Here is a 25,315-nt window from a genome sequence, read left to right on the forward strand (position 1 = left end):
TCTATTAATAGTTTTATTAGTATTTAAATATTATACTTATCAAAAATTTAAAAAAAAGTATATTATGAAAAGTGACTTGAAAAACTATTTAATAACTGATCCGAAATATTATTCGAATAACCCTGAACTATTCAAAAAAAATTTAAAAAGAGTACTAAAAAACAATCAAGTTGATATGGCTTGTTTTAGAGACAAATCAAGTGAAAACTTTGAAGAGCTTGCAGAACTATTTATTAAAATATGTAAAGAATTTAATATAAAAAAAATATTGCTAAATCAAAATTATGAGTTAGCAAAAGATTTAGGAGCTACAGGTGTTCATTTAACTTCAAAACAATATAAAGAAATAAAAAAAGCTAAAGACTTAGATTTGTATGTAATAATCTCTTGCCATAGTTTTGTTGATATAGAAAAAGCACAAGAAGCTTATGCAAATGCAGTAACACTATCTCCTATTTTTGATACACCTAATAAAGGAGAAGCAAAAGGAACTAATATTTTAAAACAGGCTATTAATCTTTATGAAGATATTGATATTATTGCTTTAGGTGGAATTACAACACAAGAACATATAAAAAAAGTTAAAAAAGCAAAACCTTATGGCTTTGCTTCAATAAGATACTTTATTTAACCTCATCAAGTAAACAAGTATCTTCATTTAGATAAATAAGATAAGAATAAACTTTATCTGTTTTAAAAATATCACTTATTGCTTTTTTATAGTGTCTTACTTGATTTTTATGCTCTTGTAGACTTTCACTCTTTGTAGTTTTATAATCAAAAATATAGTATTTATCATCTTTTTGTAAAAGTAAATCTATTATTTTTACTTCTCCTTGAAAAATCAAAGATTGTTCAGATACAAACTTTGAATTTTCTAAAAACTCTTGAAATTGTTTATTATCAATAAGATTAGTAATTCTTAATCTAATTTTTTCAAAATCTTCTTCTTTTAAATAATTTGAATATCTTGAAATAGTAATATCCAAACAATAATCTAAATTTTCATAAGTAAATTCATTCATCATCTCTAAACAAAAGTGTGTAGCTATTCCAAAATATCTTGCATATAAAATTTCACTATTACTATCTTTTTCTTTTTTTATTAACTGTTCTTGTATTCCTAAATCTATAGGGGAATATTCAACTTTTTCAAAACTATCAAAGTTTTTTGAAATATTAGAACTTAATTCAAGCTGTCCTAATTTTTGAGGTGACATACTTAGAATATCAAATACAGAAGATTTTTTCTTTTTAAATACAAGCATATTATTTTTAGCTCTTGTAAGTGCCACATATAATATATTTATTTCATCTTGTAAAGATAAAGCTTTCTCTTTTGAAATAGCTCTTGAATAATTATCATTATAATTTTCATAGCCTTTAATTTTATAAAAAATATTTTTTAAATTTACACTATCATATTCAAATAGTAATGAGCTTTTATCTGCATTTTTTCTTTTTATTCTATCTAATAAAATTACTGTATTAAACTCCAAACCTTTTGATTTAAAAATAGTTAAAATTTGAAGTCCAACTGTTTCACTATTTTGTATAGTTGCATCATTCTTATCTATCTCATAAACGAACTCAACAATATCAGTAAAACTTTGACATACTTCTATTAATTTTATGATATTTTGATCTATTATCATCAAACTTGAAGCTATATCTTTTATTATTTGACTTACTGACTTTTTATCAAAATCAATCTCTACTTCTATTTCACTAGTAAGCTCTTTACCAATTAAAGCATTTAAATTTTCTTTGTATATCTCTTCTTTAAAATATAAATATTTAACTGCATTAATTACTGCTTTTACATTTTCTTGATTTACTAATCTCGATGTCATTTCTGTAGAAATTTTTAATTTAGGAAACTTATTTTTTAAATAGTAATATAAACTTAGTACATCGTCATTTGTATATGTTAAAATAGCAATGTCATTTGAGTTTACACCATCTTTTATTAAAGAAGCAATTTTAGAAGCTATATTTTCAAACTTTTCCTCTTCTTCTAAAGCCTCATCTTCTATTACTTCAACATATCCACCTTTTTTTATAGAGTTTTGTTCATGATATTCATAATTTGGAATATTTACAAAAAGAGAATTTACAAAATTTACTACAGTTTGACTTGATCTATAATTTGTATTTAAAACTTCAACTTCTAAAAGCTTATTTGTATTTGCTACATGATCGAAAAGTTCTTTTTTCCCACCTCTAAATCTATAAATTGACTGTTTTACATCTCCCACGTAAAAAAAGGTTTTAAATCTTGTTTCATCACCTGAAAGTATCTCATCAATTAAAGGTTTTAAAATATTATATTGAATTAAAGATGTATCTTGAAACTCATCAATCAAAATATGATTAAATTGAGAATCTAATCTAAAATATAAAAAATCTTTATCTATTTTATTTGTTAACAAATCATAAACTAAATTTGAAATATCATTAAATTCCAAATAGTTTTTATTCTTATTATAATTAAGTTTAAACTCTTTGAACATCAAATAAAGTTCAAATAATTTGCTTAAACTATAATTTGCTCTTAATTTATAATAGTTTGCCAATTGTACTTTCAAAGATGCAAAATAGCTTTCTAAAATATCATTTGAACATTTTTTAAAATAACTATACTCACTTAAAGAATCTTTACTTAACCAAGTTTTTTCAAATAATGTCTCAAAATTTTCAAAATCAACAGCTTTTTTTGAAGAGTTTGAAGCTACATCACAATTTAATATTGCTTCTTTTATTTTATATGCTTCTTTTAAAACTTCACTTTTTTGTAAGTTTATTAAACTTGCATCAATATTTACAGGTTCTATTTTTTCATTTTTTTCCAATAAAATTTTAAAAAGTTCAAAGATAGAGTTAAACTTCTTCTTTTCATATATTGAAAAATCAATCAAAGTATCAAATTGCTTACTATCTAAAGAAGAAAGAAATTTTATACTTAAAGCTTCAATATCATCTTCTTTAATTTCAAAATCATCTGATATTCCAATATATCCACAAAATTCTCTTAATATTTTATTTACAAATTTATCAATTGTAAATATAGATAAACTAGCATTTGAAAATGACTTTACTAAAAACTGTTTTTTTCCTAGTATTTGTTCTTTACTCATAGAAGATTGTTCACATATTGCACTTAGATATGCTTCATCATCTCCCAATGTTAATAAAGTCTTATAAATTCTTTCACTCATTTCATTTGCTGCTTTATTTGTAAATGTAAGAGTTAATATTTCATTTGCTTTTGCACCTTTTAATAAAAGGCTAATATATCTAACTGTTAATGCGAAAGTTTTACCACTTCCTGCGCTGGCTTTTAAGGCTAAAAATTTTTTCATAAGCAAATCATACTAAAGTAAATGTTAGAAAATACTATATCATCATTAAAACTTAAAGATTTTTATTATATTATTAGAATATAAAAAATTATTTTACACTGGGGAATTGAAATAAAAACAAATAGTAAGATTATCATTCTTGTTACAACTGTTATATTTTTTATGTTTATTCTAATGATTCTAAATTTTACATATAACTTTAGAGAATATGGAATAAAGAGTATTGATAATAAAGCAACTATACTTGCTAAAACCGTAGAGCATGCCCTAACAACTCAAATGCTATCGGGAGTAATTGATGAAAGAGAAATCTTTTTAAAACAATTAGAAGATTTGCCACATATTGAAAAAATATGGCTAAGTAGAGGTCATAAAGTAATTCAATCTTATGGAGAAGGTTTAAATAACGAAGTTCCAAGAGATGAAATTGATAGAAAAGTATTAGAAACAGGAAAAGAAATAAAAGTAATAGATGAAAAACTTTTTTCAAGTAGTACTTATAGAATAACTATTCCATATAAAGCAACAGCTAATGGAGAAATAAATTGTCTAAATTGTCATGCAAATGCAAAAGAAGGTGATACTTTAGGTGCTATTACTATTACTATTCCAATAGATGATTCTAAACAAAAAGGTATAAGTACAGTATTAAATACCACTGCAATTGCTTTAATACTTATTTTTACAATTGCATTTTTAATTAACTATTTAATTTCTCCATTCTTAAAACTTTTTGTATCAATTAAAAAAGTTATGAGTAATGCCCATGAAGGAGATTATTCACAAAGAGTTTTAGATATAAATAATAAAGATGCAAAAGAAGTTTCAACTTGGATTAATACTTTATTAGAAAAACTAGAAAGTACTTTAAATGATATTGACTCAAATATTTCTATCTTTTTATCAAGTAAAACAAAAGAAAACAATGACCCACTTGTAAATGTACAAGAGACTGTATCAAGACTATCATCAGTTTATAAATTTAGAAAAACAATAGAACATGATGATGATTTAGATTTAATTTATAAAAGATTAGCTGATATTATAAAAAATAACCTTTCAATTGAAAACTTTAATATTTTAGAAGCTGATACAAGAACAGGTGACTCAAGAAATGTCTATATAGGACATAAAGAATATTGTGATTTAAAGAAAGTTTGTCGAGCAGATAAAACAAATCAAATTGTAGATTCAAGTCTTTTTGAAAATATCTGTAGTTCATGTAAAGATAGTAAAATAAACTATCTTTGTATTCCTTACTCAATTTCAAATGATTTAGACTTAATTGTTTCTATTTATTCAGATTCAAAAGAAGAACTAGAAAAAGTTAAAAAAAATATTCCTTTTATAAATGATTATGTAGATGCTGCAAAATCAGTAATTATTACAAATAAATTAATGTGTATTCTTGAAAAAAATGCAAGAACAGATGCCCTAACAAATCTTTACAACAGAAAACATCTTGAAGATCAATTACCAAAAATAGAATCACAAAGCAATAGAGCAAATATCTCTTATGGGGTTTTAATGATTGATATTGACTTTTTTAAACAAGTTAATGATACTTATGGACATGACATTGGAGATAAAGCAATTCAAATAGTTGCACAAACATTAACACAAAATACAAGAGCCTCGGATATTGTTATTAGATATGGAGGAGAAGAGTTTATAGTTCTACTTCATAATTGTGATGAAGAAGGAGTTATGCAAGTTGCTGAAAAAATAAGAGTAGCATTTATGCAAAAAGATATTCCAGTTGGTGGAACAAATACAATAAACAAAACATTAAGTATAGGAACATCAATTTATCCTAAAGATAGCAAAGATCTAAAAGAGTGTATTAAAAATGCAGATATAGCTTTATATGAAGCAAAAAATAGTGGTAGAAATAAAACTGTTTTATTTAAAAAAGAGATGCTAGAAGATAATAAATAGAGTATTTTTCTCATTAAGATAATTTTTGATATAATATTTGCCTTTAAAAAACATCTTAGGAAATATTATGCAAAAGAAACATCAAAAAGTTCAAACCCTACTTGATGCAATACCACATATTAAAAAGTTTTATGGAAAAACTATTGTAATAAAATATGGTGGTTCTGCGCAAACAAGTCCTGAATTAAAAGAAAAGTTTGCAGAAGATATTGTATTACTTTCATTAGTTGGGATTAAACCTGTGATTGTACACGGAGGGGGAGCTAGAATATCTGAACTTCTTGAAAAACTATCAATTAAATCTGAATTTGTTGATGGGCACAGAGTAACCTCAGAAGAAACTATGAGAATTGTTGAAATGGTATTAAGTGGTGAAATAAATAAAAATATCACTTCTTTGCTTAACCATCATGGAGCAAAAGCAATAGGTATTTCAGGAAAAGACTCATCAATAATTAATGCTATTCCTAAAGAAGATGGAAAATTTGGATATACAGGTGTAGTAACTAAAGTAAATGGTGCCATGATTAATAATCTTATCAAAGAAGGATTTATTCCGGTAATAGCGCCTATAGCAGATAGTGCAGAACCTAATCATCCAGGTTTTAATATAAATGCAGATGTAGCTGCATCTAAAATAGCAAGTGCAATTGGAGCACAAAAAGTATTATTCTTAACTGATACAGTTGGTGTTTTAGATAAAGACGGTGAACTTTTAAACTCTTTAGATCAAAATGATGTTAAAAATCTAAAAGAAGATGGAACAATTGCAGGAGGGATGATACCAAAAGTTGACTCTTGTATTGATGCAATTTATAATGGTGTAAATAAAGCACACATTATTGATGGTAGAGTAGAACACTCAATTTTATTAGAACTATTTACAAGCGATGGTATTGGTACACAATTTGTTAGAAAAGATAACCCTAACAATGGTATTAATATGGAAAAACTTTTAAATGATGAAAATTAAGGAAGATAAATGAAATTTATAGAAACAAGAGGAAATGATGGATTAAAAGAAAAAGAAGTAGATTTTTCTTATGCCATTTTAAATCCGAGTGCATCTTTTGGGGGACTTTATGTTCCAAAAGAATTACCAAAACTTGAAGAGAATTTTCTTTTAAATCATATAAATGATGATTATAAAGAATTAGCCTATGCTATTTTAAAAGCCTTTGAAATTGATATTGATGAGGAAGAAATTCAAAAAGCTTTAAACCTATATGATAATTTTGACGATGCTGCTGATCCTTGTCCTGTACGAAAAGTAAAAGACGACTTATTTGTTCATGAACAATACCATGGCCCAACAAGAGCCTTTAAAGATATGGCTTTACAACCTTTTGGTTCAATACTTTCTTCAATTGCTAAAAAAAGAGATGAAAAATATCTTATCTTAGCTGCAACTTCAGGAGATACAGGTCCAGCTGCTCTTAATACTTTTAAAAATAAAGAAAATATTCAAGTTGCTTGTTTATATCCAGATGGTGGGACTTCTGATGTTCAAAGACTTCAAATGGTATGTGAAGATGGAGATAATTTAAAAGTATTAGGAATCAAAGGAAATTTTGATGATGCACAAAGTGCACTTAAAAATCTTTTAGCTTCTGAATCTTTTAAAAAAGAATTAGAAAATGATGGAATTAAATTATCAGCCGCAAACTCAGTTAACTTTGGTAGAATCATCTTCCAAATCATTTATCACTTCCATTCATACCTTGAACTTCTAAAACAAGGTGAAGTTGAATATGGAGAAGAGATTTATTTAGTTGTTCCTTCTGGTAACTTTGGAAATGTATTGGGTGGATTTTACGCAAAACAAATGGGTGTACCTATCAAAAAACTACTTGTTGCTTCAAATGAAAACAATATTTTAACAGAATGGATTAACACAGGTATTTATGATATTAGAGATAAAGAGTTAAAACTTACAAAATCTCCTGCCATGGATATTCTAAAATCATCAAATATTGAAAGAGTTATATATTCATTGTATGGAGCAAAGAGAACAAAAGAATTCTTTGATGATTTAAATGAGAAAAAAATCTTTAAAATGAGTAAAGATGAAACAGCTAAACTTCAAGAATACTTTAGTGCTATAAATTCTGATGATGAATATGGTTCAAAAATCATCAAATCTTTCTTAGATGATGGTTATTTAATGGACCCTCATACAGCTACTTGTATCAAAGCTTATGAAGAACTAAGAGAAGAGAGTATCCCTACAGTAATTTATTCAACAGCTGAATGGACTAAATTCTCACCAACTGTATTAAATGCCCTAAATCAAGATGATAGAAAATATTCTGATAAAGAAGCGTTAGAAGAAATTTCACAAAAATATAAAGCAAATTTACCTCAAAGTATAAAAGATTTATTTACAGCAAAAGTAAATCATGATATAGTAATTGATAAGAATGACATTGAGAAAGAAATTGTAAAATTTATTAGAGAATCATAAGATTCTCTAATAATAACCTTAATCAACACTTTTTTAGACACTATAGTGTCACTAAATAAAAATCTGAGTAAAAATTCCCCAAAAAATAGCATTAACATAACAATTTATGACCAAAGTCAAATCATTTTAAGTATAAAAACAATATAATATATGGATTTTAAACTAAAATAAAAGGAAGCCAAATATGTCTAATGAAACTAATAGACGAGATTTTCTTGGTTATTCATTTGCTGCTGTTGCTGCAGTAGGTGGTGCTGCGTCACTTGTTGGTATGAAACAAGTATGGGATCCACTTCCAAGCGTATTAGCAGGTGGTTTTACAAAAGTAGAACTTGGTGAATTAAAAGCCGGAAACCCTGTTACAATTACTTGGAGAGGAAAACCAATTTTTCTTCTTAAGAAAACTGCTGAAATGAAAAACAATGAAAGAGACTTAGTAATCGGTGAAGACAGATTTACTGTTGCAATTGGATTATGTACTCACTTAGGTTGTATTCCAGCGTGGAAAAAAGATAAATGGAAATGTGCATGTCACGGTGGGGAATTTAACCCTTCTGCTGAGCAAGTTTTTGGACCTCCTCCAAGACCTCTTGACTTACCTCCATTTAGTGTACAAGGAACATCAATCACTCTAGGTGAAGAAGGTCCTGAATACAAAAAAATCGCTGCTGCGATGGCAACGGCATAAGGAGTAGTTTATGGCAAAATTTGAAAAAGCTAACTCTGTAGGTGAATGGTTAGATCAAAGACTTAATACTACTGCATTAAACAAAGTATTAATGACTGAGTATTGGATTCCAAAAGATATTAACTTCTTATGGGCAATGGGTGTATTACTAGCTACAACTTTTGGTATTTTAGTAATTTCTGGTTTATTCTTAATGATGTACTACAAGCCTGATGTTGCATTAGCATTTGACTCAGTAAACTACACTATTATGCAAGAAGTTGCATTTGGTTGGTTATTTAGACACATGCATGGTGTTGCCGCTTCTGTTGTATTCTTAATCATTTATATTCACATGTTTACTGGAATCTATTATGGTTCTTATAAACAAGGTAGAGAAATGATCTGGATTTCTGGTATGTTATTATTTATGACATTCTCAGCTGCTGGATTCTCTGGATATATGTTACCATGGGGACAAATGTCTTACTGGGCTGCAATGGTTATTACTAACTTATTTGGTGGTGTTCCAGTTATTGGTGATGCTTTAGTTGTATGGATTAGAGGTGATTTCAACGTTGCTGATGCTACATTAACTAGATTCTTTATGTTACACGTATTCTTATTACCTATTACTATTATGGGTATTATTGGATTACACTTCTATACATTAAGAATTCCTCACGTAAATAATCAAAACTCTGATGAATTTGATTTTGATGAAGAAGCTGAAAAGTACTTAGCTGGTAATAAAAAAGAATCAAAAGTTATTCCTTTCTGGCCTGTATTTATTTCTAAAGATTTAGCTGTATTAGGTATTTTCTTAATTTTCTACTTCTATTTAGTATTCTTCCATTATAACTTTGCAATGGACCCAGTTAACTTCGATCCTGCTGATAATATGGTTACTCCTGCACATATTTACCCTGAATGGTATTTCTTATGGTCGTATGAAGTATTAAGAGGATTCTTCTTTGATGTTGGACCTGTTAAAGCATTTGATATTGGATTAATTGCATTCGCATTCGCAAATGTTATTTTCCTTGTATTACCATGGTTAGATAGAGATCCAAAAATTTTACCAGCACATAAAAGACCTAAATTCTTTATTTGGTTCTGGATATTAATGGCTGACTTAATTGTATTAACAGTATATGGTAAATTACCTCCAACAGGTATCAATGCATGGGTTGGATTTGTAGTTGCTACATTATTTATTCTACTATTCCTTGCTTTACCATTTATTACAAAATCAGATGCTAAAAAAAGGGGTGATGTATGAGAGAATTAAAGATTTTAGCAGTAGTTGTAGCTTTAACGCTAATAACTTACTGGGGAGTTGAGCCATTTGCTCACTCTCAAATGCACCCTCATGTTGAACCAGCTGATTTTAAATTCAATGATTTAAAAGAAGATGTTAAAGACGTTAAAGCTTTAACTGGTGATGCAAATAATGGTAAAACATTAGTTACTGCTAACTGTACAGCTTGTCACTCAATTAATGCAGAAGGTTTCCCACAAGTTATGGATAATGCAAGTTCTGCTGCTGCTTATGGTGTAGTTCCACCAGATTTAAGTACTGCAGGAAAACTTTATAATGCTGATTATTTAGCAGCATTTATTAAAAATCCAGCAAAAGCTTCTATAGTTGAGCATAAATTTGAAGATGGAAGAGTTCACCCAATGCCAGGTTATGGTTGGATGCAACCTCAAGAAATTGCTGATATGGTAGCATACTTACAATCTATTGCACCAGATAAAATGACAAATAAAGAAGTATTTACTGATGCTTGTCAAAGATGTCATGGTATTAAATATGCTGATATGAAAAATGGTACTATGTCTGCATTTACACCAGATGCTGATATCAAAAAATATATGGGTAAATTACCTCCTGATTTATCTCAATACATTAGATCAAGAGGAGAGAGTTATTTAACAACATTTATTAATAACCCTCAAAAACACCTTGAAGGTACTGCAATGCCTAGAGTTGGTTTAAATGAAGCTTCTCAAAAACAAGTAATTTCTTACATGGAAGAAATTGGAGATTCTAAAAAAGAAATAAGAGAAGAATTAGGACCTAAGTTCTTAATCTACTTTGTAATCTTTGCTATCTTTGCATTCTTATGGAAAAGTAAAATGTGGAGAGAAGTTCACTAATATTAATTAGTACAAATCTTACATTAAAAAATAAAAAGGGGAAAAACACATTTAGTTGTTTTCCCCTTTTTTTATTTATGCAATAAATACCATTATTTCATTATTGACTAGTAAAATTAAGTGCATTTTAAATGATTCAATTGTAATATAAAATAACAAATAATAAAGGACAACATAATGAAATTAGCAAAATTAGCTTTAGCATGTACATTAGCATTAACAGTAGTAAATGCTCAGGATGTAATGCAAAAATCTATGTCAATCATGGAAAAAGGAATGACTCAAATCCAAAAAGGATTTTTAAATAATAACCTTGAATTAATTAAAGAAGGTTCTGCTTTAGTTAAAGAAGGAAATGCACTTTTTTCTGACAAAAAAGTAATAGAAAAATATTTACCTGAAAATAAAAAACATTTAGTTAATGTTGCTTCTGCAAGTAGTGAAAGAATAAGCTTAGATATTAATGTTTTAGAATTAAACTTAGATCAAAAAGCATACTTAAGTGCTGCTGATGCATATTCTGATATGTTAAATGCCTGTTCAAGATGTCATTCAATCGTAAGAAGTTGGTAAATTAAAAGTAGAGCAAAGCTCTACTTTTATTAAGTAAACCAATTAAATCTACATATATATTTAATCTTTTATTTCATAAATTTTCACTACAATTTCTAGATTATTAGCAAGGATATAAATGAACTATAAAATATCAATATTCTTATGTTTTTTTTCAATAAGTCTATTTGCACAAACAGGTTTCAAAAAAGAAATAACATATAATAAAGATAGAAAATTAGAAACTGCTATTTGGTATCCTAGTTTAGAAAAAGAAAATGAAACTTTTGCACAAAATATTTTATTCTATGGTTTTAAATCAAAAGCCAATGCACAAATAAAAAAAGGGAAATATCCTTTAATTATTTTTGTTCATGGTTCAACTGGCAATGTAAAAAATCAATCTTGGTTAGCAAATGATTTAGCAAAAAACAATATAGTTATTGCTGCTAATCATCCTGGTTATACATCAAAAAACTCAAATCCAGAAAGTTTACTTAGAGTTTGGAATCAACCCAAAGATGTATCTTATTTAATAGATTATGCACTAAAATCTGAATTTAAAAATTATATAGATGAAAATAAAATCTATGTATTAGGTTTTTCACTAGGAGGATATACTTCATTGGCATTAAGTGGAGCAAAACTTGATATGAGTAAATATGAAGAGTTTTGTAAGAAATATGAAGATGAAGCTTGTAAATATTTTAAAGAAGCTTTCTCAATTATTAATAAAAAGTACTTAAAAAATGCAAGTCAAGACTTAAAAGATAAAAGAGTAAAAGCATCTATTGCTTTAGCTCCTGGTTTTGTACAGAATATGACCAATGAATCACTGAGAAAAATAGATATACCTACACTTATCATTGGAGCACAATTAGATTATAGTGTACCTGTAGAAACTGCTATAAAAAGTAAAATGCAACATTTCTCTAAAACAATTAAATACTATGAAATAAAAGATGCTGGACATTTCTCCTTCCTACAAAGATGTACTAATAAAGCACCTTTTATACTAGAAGAAGAAAATGCCCAATTTATATGTTTAGATGGCAAAAAGAAAAAAAGAGAAACTATACATCAAGAAACAACTAAATTAGTTAAGTCATTTTTAAAAGAAGTTAATAACTTAAAGTAAAATTTTAGAACTAGCAGAAACTATTGCTGTTTCACTTCTAAGAATTAAAGAAGAAGTAAAGCCTACTACTTTTTCTTTATCAAAAGAAATTCTTTCATCATCAGAAAAGCCACCTTCACAACCAATTATTAAAGTCTTTATATCATCTTTTTTTGTTTCAATATTAGTTTTAGAAAAATCTAAAAAATATGAATCAGGATTTTTTTGTAAAAAATCTTCTAAACTATCACAAACTTCAATTTTTATAATAGAAGACCTTCCACATTGACTAGAAGAATTGTATAAAATTCTATTTAATTTCTCTATATTAATTTTAAAGTTTTTTTGTGAATATTCACAATAAATAAATGTAATTTTATCTACTCCTAATTCATTTAATGAAGCTATATATTTTTCAACTGTTTTAGGATCAACCATGCACCAAGCAAGATGAAGTTTTTTATCATTTTCAATAATTTTTTCTTCTTTCTCAATAAGTGTTAAAGAAGCATCTTTTCTTCCTATTTTATCAAGCCTATATAAATATATAAAATCATCTTTTAAATTTCTAAAATAAATTTCATCATCAATTTTATGTCTTCGAGCTTTTATTAAATATTTGTAAGTATCATTGTTGATATTTAAAGTTGTGTCACTTGCATTCTCATGATAAGAAAATTGCATTCTAAAATGCCTTACTTATTATATAAATTGAAACTAACACCATAATTTCAATTGTATATATTTTTTTAGCATATTTATAAAACTCTTCTTGTAAATTAAGGTCTACACTTTTAATAACTCTCATTTTTTTATATCTTTTTATTTCAATAACTAAAAGAAAAATTGAAGTAGGTATCATTATAAAAATAGTAAAACTCATTGCATGTGCATAAAAAGCAACTATTGCTCCTGTATACATTATAATAGCATTTGTTAAATGATATAAAGGCGTCATAAACTTTAATCTTTTTGCTAATTTCATAAAGTCTTTTACACTAATAACTGAATAAAGGTTAAATAACATTACTGCTAAAAAAAAGTAAATTGTATATACATGCGTGTCTATTGCACTTTGCATTAATTCCATATTTGTTTATCTCACTTTTAAAAAATTTCGCTATTATATCTAACTTGTCATAAGTTTTTTATTTTAAATATCAAAAGGAATAATAATGGCTATTAGTGTTGAAGATACTATAAATATTATTTCAAAACTTCATATAAAACAAGATTTTGAAATCATCTCGATAGAAAGTGCTTTAAATAGGCTTTGTGCCCAAGATATATATGCAACATATAATTTACCTAAATTCGATAATTCAGCAATGGATGGATATGCAGTATTCTTTGAAAACAAAGATGAAGAATTAGAAATAATTGATACTATTTTTGCAGGAGATGATAATAAAACACTTTTAGAAAAAAATAGCTGTATAAAGATCATGACAGGAGCTAGAATTCCTAAAAATGCAACAGCAATTGTTCCAAAAGAAGATACACAAAAAATTAATGATAATAAAATTAAAATTATAAAGAATGTAAAAGAATTCCAACATATAAGATATATAGGTGAAGATATAAAAAAAGATGAACTTTTAATTAAAAAAGGTATAGAAATAAATTTTTCTCATATTGCCCTACTATCTTCACAAGGTATTACACATATAAAAGTTTATAAAAGACCAAAAATTGTTGTATTTTCTAGTGGTGAAGAGTTAAAACTTCACTATGAAAAAATACAAGAACATCAAATATATAATTCAAATACACCTACGCTTATTGCTAAAGCAAAAGAGCTTGGATGTGAAGTAACATTTATAGGTCAGGCAAAAGATTCTATTGAAGCTATAAAAGAGCTTGTTCAGAACTCTTTACATGCTGATTTAATTATCACATCAGGTGGAGTTTCAGTAGGTGATGCTGATTTCACAAAAGCTGCGTTTAATGAACTAAACTTCCAAACACTATTTGATGGAATTATAATAAAACCTGGAAAACCAACTGTATTTGGAAAAATAAAAAATACATATATATTAAACCTACCAGGTAATCCATTAGCCAGTGCAATGATTTTTGAAATGTTTGGAAAATTAATAATACAAAAACTTTTAGGTTCAAGTGAAATTTATCCTAATTTTATTGAAACTAAAATATCAGAAAATCTAAAAAATAAAGCAGGAAGAATTACTTTAATTCCTGGATTCTTTGATGGGCAAGAATTTAAACCATCACAAAAGAGAAGTCCTGGAATGGTTTCAGTTTTAGCCTCATGTAATGCAATGATAGCTCTAAGTGAAAAAGTAAACTATTTAGAAAAATATACAAAAGTTAAAGTTCTACCTATTAATTGGAAATTTTTTACAGATAAAAAAAAGGATTTTTTAACAAATGAATAACATATCAAATAAAAAAGCAATATGTATTTTAAGTGGAGGTATGGACTCTACACTTAGCTCATATATAGCAAAAAATGATGGTTATGAAATTATAGCAGTTCATTTTAACTATGGACAAAGAACAGAAAAAAGAGAATTAGAAGCATTTAGGAATATTTGTGATGATTTACAAATTAAACAAAAATATGAAATAGATATTCCTTTTTTTACACAAATTGGTGCAAGTGCTCTAACGGATAAAGATATTGATGTTCCAGTAGATGGAGTTGAAGCTGGTGTTCCTATTACTTATGTACCATTTAGAAATGGTATTTTTTTGTCAATTACAGCAGCTATTGCTGAAAAAGAAGAAGCCCAAGCTATGTATATTGGTGTAGTTCAAGAAGATAGTTCAGGATATCCAGATTGTACAGATACTTTTATTGCAGATATTACAAAAGCTATTAATCAAGGAACAAAAGAATCAACTAATATTGAAATTAAAACTCCACTTGTTCACTTAAGTAAAGCACAAATTGTTTCAAAAGCTATAGAATTAAATGTACCATTAAAACATACTTGGTCATGTTATAAAGAAGAAGATAAAGCTTGTGGAGTTTGTGATTCTTGTAGATTAAGATTAAATGGGTTTAAAGTAGCTAAGGTAAAAGACCCTATACCGTATAAGGATTAAAATGAAATGGAAAATATCAAAAGAGTTTGATTTTTGTTATGGGCATAGAGTTTGGTCTCAAAAACTAGATACAGAATTTTCATTAGATGCTTGTCTAAAGTGTAGACATCTGCATGGGCATCAAGGAAAAATTCTAATTTACTTAGAAGCCGAAGAATTAAAAGATGGTATGGTAACTGACTTCAAACATCTAAACTGGTTTAAAGCTTTTTTAGATGATGTGCTTGATCATAAATTTATATTAGATATAAATGATCCTTTATACTCTAAACTTCTATCAGATGTGCAAAAAGAAGAGCTAATAAAATTTGATGAAGGATACTATTTAGTCGATTTAACTAAATTTAAAGATGAAGAGTCATATTTAACTGAACTGTATGAAGGTTATGTTTTAGTAGATTTTGTACCAACAAGTGAAAATTTATCAGCATGGTTCTTAAAAATAGTTCAAAAAAAGATGGATAAACTTGGTGTTAAAGTCTCACATGTTGAATTTTTAGAAACTCCTAAAAGTAAGAGTACTTTTTATGCTTGAAATAAATGAGATTTTCGGTCCTACAATTCAAGGCGAAGGAAAATTAGTAGGGTCTCCTTCTGTTTTTATTAGATTTGGAAAATGTAATTTTAAATGTGTTGGTTTCAATGTAGAATATGAAACACCAAGTGGTATAAAAAAATGCGCTTGCGATACTTATTATGCAGTTGATCCAGCTTTTAAAGAGTCATGGACAAAATACAAATCTTATGATGAAATAGTAAAAGAAGTAAATAAATTAACAAACATTTATAATTATGACTATAAAATGGATATTGTAATTACAGGTGGTGAGCCTTTGCTTTATTGGAATAAAAAAGAGTTTCAAAATCTACTTAAATATTATGTAGAAGAAGGTCATCAAGTAACTATTGAAACAAATGCCTCTTTAAATTTAAACTTTGAAGAAGAGTATCAAAAGAATATTCTATTTTCAATGAGTGTGAAACTAAGTAACTCATTAGAACCTTTAAAGAAAAGAGTCAATTATGAAACTTTAACAAAGGTTTTAACTAATACAAAAGATTCTTATTTAAAGTTTGTAATAAATAAAAACTTTATGCAAAAAGCACAAGAAGAAATTAAGACTATACTCTCAAACATTCCTAAATGTGAAGTCTACCTAATGCCAATGGGTGATGATGCTATAACTATAAATGAAAATGATGAAGCTGTAATTAACATGGCAATTCAAAATGGCTATAAATATTGTGATAGATTACACATAAGAGTTTGGAATAATAAAAGAGGCGTTTAAAACTCAATAATCTTTTTATATATAAAGATGCGATATAATACGCAAATTTTTTGAAATTTATTAAACGAAAAAGGAAAAAAATGAATTTTACAGGTTCAAATGTATTAGTTACAGGAGCTAGCAGAGGTATTGGTGCTCAAATTGCGAAAACATTAGCTAGTTATGGTTTAAAAGTTTGGATTAACTATAGAAGTGGAGCTGATGCTGCTGAAAAAATCAAAGAAGAGATTGAAGCTGCTGGTGGTAAAGCTGCAATAGTTAAAGCTGATGTAACAAATGAAGAAGAGTTTACAGCAGCTATAAAAACTGTAATTGATGCAGATGGTGAACTATCTTATTTAGTTAACAATGCAGGTATTACAAGAGATAAATTAGCCTTAAGAATGTCAGTTGAAGATTTCAATGATGTAATTGCAGCTAACTTAACATCTGCATTTATTGGATGTAAAGCATCTTTAAAAGTGATGGGTAAAAAAAGATTTGGTTCAATTGTAAATATTTCTTCAATTGTTGGAGAAATGGGAAACCCTGGACAAACAAACTACTCTGCTTCAAAAGGTGGATTAAATGCAATGACTAAATCTTTTGCAAAAGAAGCCGCTGCAAGAGGTATTAGATACAATGCTGTTACACCAGGATTTATCCAAACAGATATGACAGATGAATTAAAAGAAGAAGTTAAAGCAGAATATGAAAAAAATATTCCTTTATCAAGATTTGGACAGCCAAAAGAAATAGCTGATGCTGTTGCATTTTTACTAAGTGATCACTCTTCTTATATCACAGGAGAGATTTTAAAAGTTAATGGTGGTTTATACGTTTAGAAATTTAATCTAAACTAAAATTTTATAATTTAAAAGACTTTTTAAAATCTTTTTAGTTATAATACGTAGATAATTTTATAAAAGGAAATAAATATGGCATTATTAGATGATGTAAAAGAAGTAGTAGTAGAGCAATTAGATTGTGATGCAGCTGAAATTAAAGAAGATTCAAAGTTTATCGAAGATTTAGGTGCAGATTCACTAGATGTAGTTGAATTAGTTATGGCTTTAGAAGAAAAATTCGATATCGAAATCCCTGATGAAGATGCTGAAGGAATCTTAACTGTTTCTGATGCTATTAAATACATCGAAAATAACGCGTAATTTATACGCTTAAGTTTCATAGAAGACTAATTATATTAGTCTTCTGTTTTAATCAATAATTTCAATTGTTGAATTTTTTAATATCATAAAAGATTGAATAGTTTAAATAATAAATACGGAGCATTTTTAATGAAAAGAGTTGTTGTAACTGGTTTAGGTACTATTAATTCTATTGGACATAATGTAGAAGAATCATTTAACGCAGCAGTTGCAGGTGAATGTGGAATTGATACAATCACATTATTTGACGCAAGTGAGTTTCCTGTAAAAATTGCAGGTGAAGTTAAAGATTTTGACCCTACTACTGTAATGGATAAAAAAGAGGTTAAAAAAGCAGATAGATTTATTCAATTAGGAATAAAAGCTGCTAAAGAAGCTATGATTGATTCTGGTTTTGCTACAGAAGAAAATAAAAAAGTGAACGAAGCTGACTCAGCTAGATTTGGTATTATTTCTGCTTCTGGTATTGGTGGATTAGGAACAATTCAAAAGAACTCTGTAGTTTGTGAAAATAGAGGGCCTAAAAGAATCTCTCCATTTTTTATTCCATCTTCATTAGTAAACATGTTAAGTGGATTTATTTCAATTGAACATGGATTAAAAGGTCCTTCTTTATCTCATGTAACTGCTTGTGCAGCATCAACTCATGCATTAAATGATGCTGTTAAAACTATTGCTACAAATGGAGCTGATAGAGTTTTAGTAGTTGGTGCTGAATCAGCTATTTGTGGTGCAGGAATGGGTGGTTTTGCTTCAATGAAAGCATTATCATCAAGAAATGATGAACCTAAAAGAGCTTCAAGACCTTTTGATAAAGATAGAGATGGTTTTGTTATGGGTGAAGGTTCTGGAGCATTAGTTGTTGAAAGTTTAGAATCAGCACAAGCAAGAGGAGCTAAAATCTATTGTGAAATTATTGGATTTGGTGAATCAGGTGATGCTAATCATATTACAGCACCAGTTATGGATGGTCCTTTAAGATCAATGAAAGCTGCACTTGATATGGCTAAAGCTAATACAGGTGAAGATGTAAAAATTGATTATATAAATTCTCATGGTACTTCAACTCCAGTTGGAGATGTAAATGAATCTAAAGCAATTTTAGAACTATTTAATGGAGAAGAAAATTGTCCACCTGTAACTTCAACAAAAGGTCAAGTAGGACATTGTTTAGGCGCAGCAGGTGCAATTGAAGCTATTTTTGCAATTAAATCATTAAATGAAGGTGTAATTCCTCCAACAATTAACCTTGATAATCAAGATGAAGAGTGTAAATTAGATTATGTTCCAAATACAGCAAGAAAAGTTGAATTAACTACAGTAATGAGTAACAACTTTGGATTTGGTGGAACAAATGGAACTGTTATTTTTAAAAAATTTGAAGCATAATAAAAATAAAATTTAATCTAATCAAAAAAAGAGCTAGTAACCCTAGCTCTTTTTTTTTAAAGGGAGTAATAATTTGGCAGCCTATTTAGAATTTGAAGAAAAAATCAAAAAAATTGAAGAAGATATTATTGTAGCTAAAACAAAAGCAGATGAGCATGCAGTAGAAATCTTAGAGAAAAAACTTGAAAAAGAAGTAGAAAAAACTTTTAAAAACTTAAGTGATTATCAAAAACTTCAATTAGCAAGACATCCAGATAGACCATACGCAATGGACTATATCAATGAATTATTAACTGATGCTTATGAAATACATGGAGATAGACACTATGTAGATGATAAAGCAATTGTTTGTTACTTGGGTTATATTGATAAACAAAAAGTAATGGTTATTGGAGAACAAAAAGGTAGAGGTACTAAAAATAAATTACATAGAAATTTTGGTATGCCAAGCCCTGAGGGATATAGAAAAGCGCTAAGAGCTGCTAAATTAGCTGAAAAATTTCAAATTCCAATTGTTATGTTAGTTGATACACCAGGTGCATATCCAGGAATAGGAGCAGAAGAAAGGAACCAATCAGAAGCAATTGCAAAAAATCTTTTTGAATTTGCAGATTTAACAACTCCAACTATCTCTATTGTAATTGGAGAAGGTGGTTCAGGTGGAGCTTTAGCTATATCAGTTGCTGATAAACTTGCCATGATGAGATATTCTGTATATGCAGTAATTTCTCCAGAAGGATGTAGTGCTATTTTATGGAATGATCCAGCAAAAGTTGAAACTGCTGCAAATGCACTTAGAATTACAGCTGAAAACTTAAAAGAACTAAATTTAGTTGATGATGTAATAAATGAACCATTAATTGGAGCTCATAGACAAAAAGAGCAAGCAATTCAAGCTTTAAAAGAGTATGTTATTAGTTCAATTGATGAACTAAAGACAATGACTCCTGCTCAAAGATATCAAAAAAAATACGAAAAACTTATGGCACTTGGTTCTTTCCAAGAAAACTAAACAATAATTATAAAGCAAAGAAGTTAAACTTCTTAGCTTTTTACTTGTTCACCTACTAATCTACCCACATATTCACCTGCTAAAATATGAAAATGTAAATGGGAAACTTCTTGTCCCCCATGTTCACCTATATTTGTAATTAATCTATATCCACTCTCTTTTATATTTAACTTTGAAGCAACTTTATGAATAAACTCAGTCATTTTAGTCATTATTTTTGGAGGAATTACATCAAAAGAATCATAATGCTCTTTTGGGATAACTAAAACATGAACTTTTCTTGCTGGATTAATATCATTAAATGCTAAAAAATCTTCATCTTCTAAAATAGTTTGATTTGGTATTTCACCTTTTACAATCTTACAAAAAATGCACATTATATTTCCTTCTAATAAAATAGTTAAAATTATTATAACCAAACTCTAATAAATTTTTAAGTATAATCTCCAATTTATAGAAATGATAAGTAAATTAAAATATACAATAACTTAGGGAGTGCGTAAGTGAAAGAGTGGATTGAAAAAATTGAAAATGCAAACTGTCTTGATGACTTAGAAAACCTAAGGGTAGAAACACTTGGTAAAAAAGGTGTTTTAACTTTAGAGTTTGCAAAAATGAAAACTATTCCAAATGAAGAGAAAAAAGCCTTTGCTCAAAATTTAAATAAGCAAAAAGCACAAGTAACAGAAGCTATTGAAGCTAAAAAAGTTATCTTGGAAAAAGAGGCGTTAAATAAAAAATTAGAAGCAGAAAAAATTGATGTAACAAAATTCAATAATGAATTATCATCTGGAGCAACTCATCCAGTAGTTGAAACAATGAATAGAATTATTACATACTTCCAAAATCTTAACTTTGCAGTTGAAGAAGGACCACTTGTTGAAGATGATTTTCATAACTTTGAAGCATTAAACTTACCAAAGTACCATCCAGCAAGAGATATGCAAGATACTTTTTATAATAAAGACTACACTCTATTAAGAACTCATACTTCTCCTGTTCAAATCAGAACAATGCTGAGTCAAAATACTCCTATTAGAATGATAGCGCCAGGAACTGTATTTAGAAGAGACTTTGATATTACTCATACTCCAATGTTTCATCAAATAGAAGCATTAGTAGTTGATGATGAAGACAAAGTATCATTTGCTAACTTAAAACACGTATTAGTTGAATTTTTACATCATATGTTTGGTGATGTTGATGTTAGATTTAGACCATCTTTCTTCCCATTTACGGAACCATCAGCAGAAGTAGATATTTCATGTGTATTCTGTAAAGGTGATGGATGTAGAGTATGTTCACACACAGGATGGCTTGAAGTTTTAGGTTGTGGAGTTGTTGATGAAAACGTATTTAAAGCTGTTGGTTATGAAAATAAATCAGGTTATGCCTTTGGTTTAGGTGTAGAAAGATTTGCAATGTTAATTCACAATATTGGGGATTTAAGATCACTATTTGAAAGCGATATGAAATTATTAGGACAATTTAAATGATTATTACAAGAAACTGGTTACAAGAATTTATAGATATATCAAAAATATCAACTGATGATATTTGTAAAACACTAAATTCAATTGGATTAGAAGTTGATAGTGTAGAAAAAGTTTTAATAGCTCCTAAAGTTGTTGTTGGAAAAGTAACTCAAAAAGAAAAACATCCAGATGCTGATAAACTAAATATTTGTCAAGTTGATTTAGGAAATGAACAAGTTCAAATTGTATGTGGTGCTAAAAATGTAGATGCAGGACAATATGTACCAGTAGCAACTGTTGGTTGTAACTTAGGTGGTGGTTTTAAAATCAAAAAAGCAAAATTAAGAGGAGTTGAGTCAAATGGTATGATTTGTTCTTCTACTGAAATTGGTTTACCACAACTTAATGATGGTATTTTAGTACTTGATGATTCAATTGGTGAATTAGTTTTAGGTAAAGAATTAAATGAATACAAACTAATTAATGATGAAATTATAGAGATTGAATTAACAGCAAATAAAGGTGACTGTTTAAGTATAAATGGTGTAGCAAGAGAATTATCAGCATTTTATAATATCCCTTTAAATGAATTTGAAAAAAATGTAAACTACAATGAAATAGGAATTGGTCAAGTACTTGAAGTAGAATGTGATAGTAGTATTGATTCTTCACTTATATATAAAGCTGTAGATTTTGCTGAATTTAAACTACCTTTAGTTCAAAAACTAAGAGTAGGAGCAATTGGAAAGTATAAAGAAGAAAATGATATACAAAATATACTTTCTTACACAACACATTGTAATGGTGTGATATTAAATGCTTATGCAAAAGATAAAGCTGATACAACAAATAATTTAAGTGTTTTACATATCAAAAAAGATGAAAAAGGTTTTGATAATGTATATGGAAAAGAACAACTGAGTAAAATTGCAATAAACCATGAAGATATAGATCCAAATGAGTTAAATTTTATTGTTGAAGCTTCGTATGTAAATCCTGAACTTTTAGCAAAACAAGTTTTTGAAACAAAAATAAAAACTGGTGACATTTACTATAGATCATCAAGAGGTAGTGAGCCTGATGTACAATATGGAATAGATTACTTTACTACATTAGTTTCAAAACTTGGTGCTTTAATTTATAAAGGTGCTGAAACATTTATTGAAGATAAAGAAAAAATAACTTTAGATGTAGATGTAAATAAAGTAAATGCAATTATTGGACAAGAAGTTCCTAAGCTTGATATTGAAAGAATCCTAAATTCATTAGGATTTGAAGTAAAAGATGGTGCAAATGGTATATTGTCTGTTAAAATTCCATTATTTAGACATGATATTAAAAATATTGCGGACATTACAGAAGAAATTGTAAGAATCATTGGTATTGATAATATTAAATCTAAACCTTTAGCAATTGATGAAGTAAATAGAGTAAATAAAACTTCAAATGATTTAATAAAGAAAAATAAACTTAGATTTAAAGCAATAGAAAATGGTTTCTTTGAAACATTAACTTATGTGTTTAGTTCAAGAGAAAATTTAGAAAAATACAACTTCCCAGTAGTTGATGAAAAACTAGATATTTTAAATCCTATTGCAAAAGAATTAAATACTTTTAGAAGTACTATTTTACTTAACCTAGTTGAAGCTTGTTCAAATAACTTTAAAACAGGAGCTAAATCAACAGCATTTTTTGAAATTGGAACAGTATTTGATGAACAAAGAAATGAAACTAAAAAAATATCTTTTATTCAAACAGGGGCAAAAGAGCTTGAAGATATTTCAAATAGTGGAAAACCTTCAAATATTGATTTCTTTAGTTTTGCTAAAAAAATATTAAATACTATTGGAAAATTTGATTTAGAAGAAATGACAGAAATTTCAAATTCTTTTATTCATCCATACCAAAATGCAAACATTATTATTGATGGTAAAATTGTAGGATATATTTCTAAACTTCATCCAAGTGTTGCAGAAGGTTATGATTTAAATGATACATTTATTGCAGAAATTAACTTTGATGAAATAGCAAATGAATTAATAAAAGTTGATACATATTCTAAATTCCAAACATCTAAAAAAGATTTAAGCATTATTGCTCCAAAATCTTTAAAATATAGAGAAATTAAAGATGTAATTAATTCTATAAATGATAAAAATATTAAACAATTTAACTTAATTGATATATATAATGACGAAAAATTAGGTGAAAATGAGAGTTTAACAATTAGATTTGTATTACAAAATGATGAAAAAACTTTAGAAGAAGAAGATATTACAAAATCTATGGATAGTGTTTTAAAAGCACTTGAAGAGAAGTTATCAATAACAATTAGATAAAACAAAAAGGAAAAAAGTGAATACATTTAATATAAAAAGATTAAATAAGCCATTTAATGTAGAGATTGACTCAATAGCAAGTGATAAATCAATATCGCACAGATGTGCTATGTTTTCACTTTTTTCTAATGAAACTTCATATATCAAAAACTATTTAACAGCTGAGGATACACTAAATACTTTAAGTATAGTAGAACAATTAGGTGCAAAAATAAAAAGAGATGGTTCAAGTATAGAAATTACACCAACAGATACTTTAAGTGAGCCATTAAATGTTTTAGACTGTGGAAATTCTGGAACTGCTATGAGACTATTTTGTGGTTTACTTGCATCTATAGATGGGGCTTTTACTTTAACAGGTGATAAATATCTTCATGCAAGACCAATGAAAAGAGTTGCAGATCCATTAAGATCAATTGGTGCAAATATAGATGGTAGAGAAAATGGAAATAAAGCTCCTTTATTTATTAGAGGAGTAAAAGAGTTAAAACCATTCACATACCACTCACCAGTTGACTCAGCTCAAGTTAAATCAGCCATGATATTAGCAGCTCTTAGGGCTAATGGAGTTTCAAAATATAAAGAAAATGAACTTACACGTGACCATACAGAAAGAATGTTAAAAGGTATGGGAGCTACTTTAGAAAATGATAAAGATGGGTTTATAAATATTCATCCTTTAGAAGGACACTTAAAACCATTAAATATAACTGTTCCAACTGATCCATCATCTGGATTCTTTTTTGCAGTAGCTGCTGCAATTACACCAAATAGCTCAGTTGTAATTAAAAATGTTACATTAAACCCTACAAGAGTTGAAGCATATAAAGTACTTCAAAGAATGGGTGCAGAGGTAAACTTTGTTGAAAAAGAGAATATTTATGAACCTATAGGAGATATTGAAATTAAACACAAAGAATTAAATGGTGTAGAAGTTTCAGAAAATATCTCTTGGTTAATAGATGAACTTCCAGCACTTTCAATTGCTATGTCAGTTGCAAATGGAAAATCATTAGTAAAAAATGCAAAAGAACTTAGAGTAAAAGAATCAGATAGAATTAAATCAGTAGTAACAAACCTAGAAAAATGTGGTGTTAACTATACTGAATATGAAGATGGATATGAAATAATTGGTGGAGAAATGAAAGCTGCTAATATTGATTCACATGGAGACCATAGAATTGCAATGAGTTTTGCAATTGCTGGAACTTTATGTGATATGCAAATCAATGACACAGCTTGTATTGAAACTTCATTCCCTAATTTTAAAGAGATACTTGACTCATTATATTAAGAATATTATTCTTAGGTATAGTTCTTAATAA

General features: G+C 27.8%; 24 protein-coding genes. 20 read left to right on the plus strand and 4 right to left on the minus strand.

Annotated elements, in window-relative coordinates:
• The first annotated feature begins 64 nt into the window (after positions 1-64).
• Positions 65-631, plus strand: coding sequence for a thiamine phosphate synthase (locus ACH5BK_RS07435; RefSeq protein ID WP_404305991.1), 567 nt, complete (start codon positions 65-67; stop codon positions 629-631).
• Here ACH5BK_RS07435 and ACH5BK_RS07440 read toward each other — a convergent pair.
• Positions 624-3,362, minus strand: a complete 2,739-nt coding sequence (locus ACH5BK_RS07440; protein ID WP_404305993.1) for a RecB-like helicase — start codon at positions 3,360-3,362, stop codon at positions 624-626. The genes ACH5BK_RS07435 and ACH5BK_RS07440 overlap by 8 nt on opposite strands.
• A 174-nt stretch (positions 3,363-3,536) precedes the next feature.
• Between ACH5BK_RS07440 and ACH5BK_RS07445 the strand changes: the two genes are divergently transcribed.
• The 8 genes from ACH5BK_RS07445 (at position 3,537) to ACH5BK_RS07480 (ending at position 12,284) form a co-directional block, all read left to right on the plus strand.
• Positions 3,537-5,300, plus strand: a complete 1,764-nt coding sequence (locus tag ACH5BK_RS07445) for a GGDEF domain-containing protein (RefSeq protein ID WP_404305995.1) — start codon at positions 3,537-3,539, stop codon at positions 5,298-5,300.
• A 67-nt stretch (positions 5,301-5,367) separates the two neighbouring features.
• On the plus strand, positions 5,368-6,273 hold the full coding sequence (gene argB, locus ACH5BK_RS07450; protein WP_404305996.1) for an acetylglutamate kinase: 906 nt from the start codon (positions 5,368-5,370) through the stop codon (positions 6,271-6,273).
• A 9-nt stretch (positions 6,274-6,282) separates the two neighbouring features.
• A complete protein-coding gene (gene thrC, locus ACH5BK_RS07455) occupies positions 6,283-7,764 on the plus strand; it encodes a threonine synthase (protein ID WP_404305998.1) in 1,482 nt (493 codons plus the stop codon).
• Positions 7,765-7,948: 184 nt separating this feature from the next.
• Positions 7,949-8,452: a ubiquinol-cytochrome c reductase iron-sulfur subunit gene (petA, locus tag ACH5BK_RS07460; RefSeq protein WP_404306000.1), complete on the plus strand. Its 504-nt coding sequence runs from the start codon at positions 7,949-7,951 to the stop codon at positions 8,450-8,452.
• A gap of 10 nt (positions 8,453-8,462) precedes the next feature.
• Positions 8,463-9,713 (plus strand): cytochrome bc complex cytochrome b subunit, encoded by a 1,251-nt coding sequence (locus ACH5BK_RS07465; protein WP_404306002.1) that lies wholly within the window; start codon positions 8,463-8,465, stop codon positions 9,711-9,713.
• The gene (locus ACH5BK_RS07470) at positions 9,710-10,594 is read left to right on the plus strand and encodes a cytochrome c (protein ID WP_404306004.1); all 885 of its coding nucleotides are present in this window, start codon (positions 9,710-9,712) and stop codon (positions 10,592-10,594) included. Before ACH5BK_RS07465 ends, ACH5BK_RS07470 begins: the two co-directional genes overlap by 4 nt.
• Before the next feature lie 177 nt (positions 10,595-10,771).
• The gene (locus ACH5BK_RS07475; RefSeq protein WP_404306005.1) at positions 10,772-11,167 is read left to right on the plus strand and encodes a hypothetical protein; all 396 of its coding nucleotides are present in this window, start codon (positions 10,772-10,774) and stop codon (positions 11,165-11,167) included.
• A gap of 118 nt (positions 11,168-11,285) precedes the next feature.
• On the plus strand, positions 11,286-12,284 hold the full coding sequence (locus tag ACH5BK_RS07480) for an alpha/beta hydrolase family protein (RefSeq protein WP_404306007.1): 999 nt from the start codon (positions 11,286-11,288) through the stop codon (positions 12,282-12,284).
• Here ACH5BK_RS07480 and ACH5BK_RS07485 read toward each other — a convergent pair.
• Positions 12,276-12,947: a 16S rRNA (uracil(1498)-N(3))-methyltransferase gene (locus ACH5BK_RS07485; protein WP_404306009.1), complete on the minus strand. Its 672-nt coding sequence runs from the start codon at positions 12,945-12,947 to the stop codon at positions 12,276-12,278. The two genes, ACH5BK_RS07480 and ACH5BK_RS07485, sit on opposite strands and share 9 nt — an antisense overlap.
• A 1-nt stretch (position 12,948) precedes the next feature.
• Positions 12,949-13,344, minus strand: coding sequence for a hypothetical protein (locus ACH5BK_RS07490; RefSeq protein WP_404306011.1), 396 nt, complete (start codon positions 13,342-13,344; stop codon positions 12,949-12,951).
• Positions 13,345-13,438: 94 nt separating this feature from the next.
• On the opposite strand from ACH5BK_RS07490, the gene ACH5BK_RS07495 reads away from it, so the two are divergent.
• The 8 genes from ACH5BK_RS07495 to accA all read left to right on the plus strand — a co-directional run bounded on the left by ACH5BK_RS07495 (position 13,439) and on the right by accA (position 20,176).
• Positions 13,439-14,662: a molybdopterin molybdotransferase MoeA gene (locus ACH5BK_RS07495; protein ID WP_404306013.1), complete on the plus strand. Its 1,224-nt coding sequence runs from the start codon at positions 13,439-13,441 to the stop codon at positions 14,660-14,662.
• Positions 14,655-15,335: a 7-cyano-7-deazaguanine synthase QueC gene (gene queC / locus ACH5BK_RS07500; RefSeq protein WP_404306015.1), complete on the plus strand. Its 681-nt coding sequence runs from the start codon at positions 14,655-14,657 to the stop codon at positions 15,333-15,335. The genes ACH5BK_RS07495 and queC overlap by 8 nt, the downstream gene beginning before the upstream one ends.
• Before the next feature lies 1 nt (position 15,336).
• On the plus strand, positions 15,337-15,870 hold the full coding sequence (locus tag ACH5BK_RS07505) for a 6-carboxytetrahydropterin synthase (RefSeq protein ID WP_404306017.1): 534 nt from the start codon (positions 15,337-15,339) through the stop codon (positions 15,868-15,870).
• A complete protein-coding gene (locus ACH5BK_RS07510; RefSeq protein ID WP_404306018.1) occupies positions 15,863-16,627 on the plus strand; it encodes a 7-carboxy-7-deazaguanine synthase QueE in 765 nt (254 codons plus the stop codon). Before ACH5BK_RS07505 ends, ACH5BK_RS07510 begins: the two co-directional genes overlap by 8 nt.
• An 80-nt stretch (positions 16,628-16,707) precedes the next feature.
• Positions 16,708-17,451 carry a 3-oxoacyl-ACP reductase FabG gene (gene fabG / locus ACH5BK_RS07515; protein ID WP_404306020.1) on the plus strand — a complete coding sequence of 248 codons (744 nt, stop codon included), beginning with the start codon at positions 16,708-16,710 and terminating at the stop codon, positions 17,449-17,451.
• Between the two features lie 93 nt (positions 17,452-17,544).
• A complete protein-coding gene (gene acpP, locus ACH5BK_RS07520) occupies positions 17,545-17,775 on the plus strand; it encodes an acyl carrier protein (RefSeq protein WP_254577061.1) in 231 nt (76 codons plus the stop codon).
• A 129-nt stretch (positions 17,776-17,904) separates the two neighbouring features.
• Positions 17,905-19,164, plus strand: a complete 1,260-nt coding sequence (locus tag ACH5BK_RS07525; protein ID WP_404306023.1) for a beta-ketoacyl-ACP synthase II — start codon at positions 17,905-17,907, stop codon at positions 19,162-19,164.
• A 73-nt stretch (positions 19,165-19,237) separates the two neighbouring features.
• Positions 19,238-20,176, plus strand: coding sequence for an acetyl-CoA carboxylase carboxyl transferase subunit alpha (gene accA / locus ACH5BK_RS07530; RefSeq protein WP_404306025.1), 939 nt, complete (start codon positions 19,238-19,240; stop codon positions 20,174-20,176).
• A gap of 32 nt (positions 20,177-20,208) precedes the next feature.
• Here accA and ACH5BK_RS07535 read toward each other — a convergent pair whose 3' ends face one another.
• Positions 20,209-20,553 (minus strand): histidine triad nucleotide-binding protein, encoded by a 345-nt coding sequence (locus ACH5BK_RS07535; RefSeq protein WP_404306026.1) that lies wholly within the window; start codon positions 20,551-20,553, stop codon positions 20,209-20,211.
• Between the two features lie 126 nt (positions 20,554-20,679).
• Between ACH5BK_RS07535 and pheS the strand changes: the two genes are divergently transcribed.
• Genes pheS through aroA form a run of 3 tightly spaced genes read left to right on the plus strand, consistent with a single transcriptional unit; the run spans position 20,680 to position 25,284 of the window.
• On the plus strand, positions 20,680-21,672 hold the full coding sequence (gene pheS, locus ACH5BK_RS07540) for a phenylalanine--tRNA ligase subunit alpha (RefSeq protein ID WP_404306029.1): 993 nt from the start codon (positions 20,680-20,682) through the stop codon (positions 21,670-21,672).
• The gene (pheT, locus tag ACH5BK_RS07545; protein WP_404306031.1) at positions 21,669-23,990 is read left to right on the plus strand and encodes a phenylalanine--tRNA ligase subunit beta; all 2,322 of its coding nucleotides are present in this window, start codon (positions 21,669-21,671) and stop codon (positions 23,988-23,990) included. The genes pheS and pheT overlap by 4 nt, the downstream gene beginning before the upstream one ends.
• A gap of 16 nt (positions 23,991-24,006) precedes the next feature.
• Positions 24,007-25,284 carry a 3-phosphoshikimate 1-carboxyvinyltransferase gene (gene aroA / locus ACH5BK_RS07550; RefSeq protein ID WP_404306033.1) on the plus strand — a complete coding sequence of 426 codons (1,278 nt, stop codon included), beginning with the start codon at positions 24,007-24,009 and terminating at the stop codon, positions 25,282-25,284.
• Positions 25,285-25,315 lie beyond the last annotated feature (31 nt).

The sequence above is a fragment of the Arcobacter sp. YIC-80 genome, from assembly GCF_044841725.1.
In the GTDB taxonomy this organism is placed as follows: domain Bacteria; phylum Campylobacterota; class Campylobacteria; order Campylobacterales; family Arcobacteraceae; genus Arcobacter_B.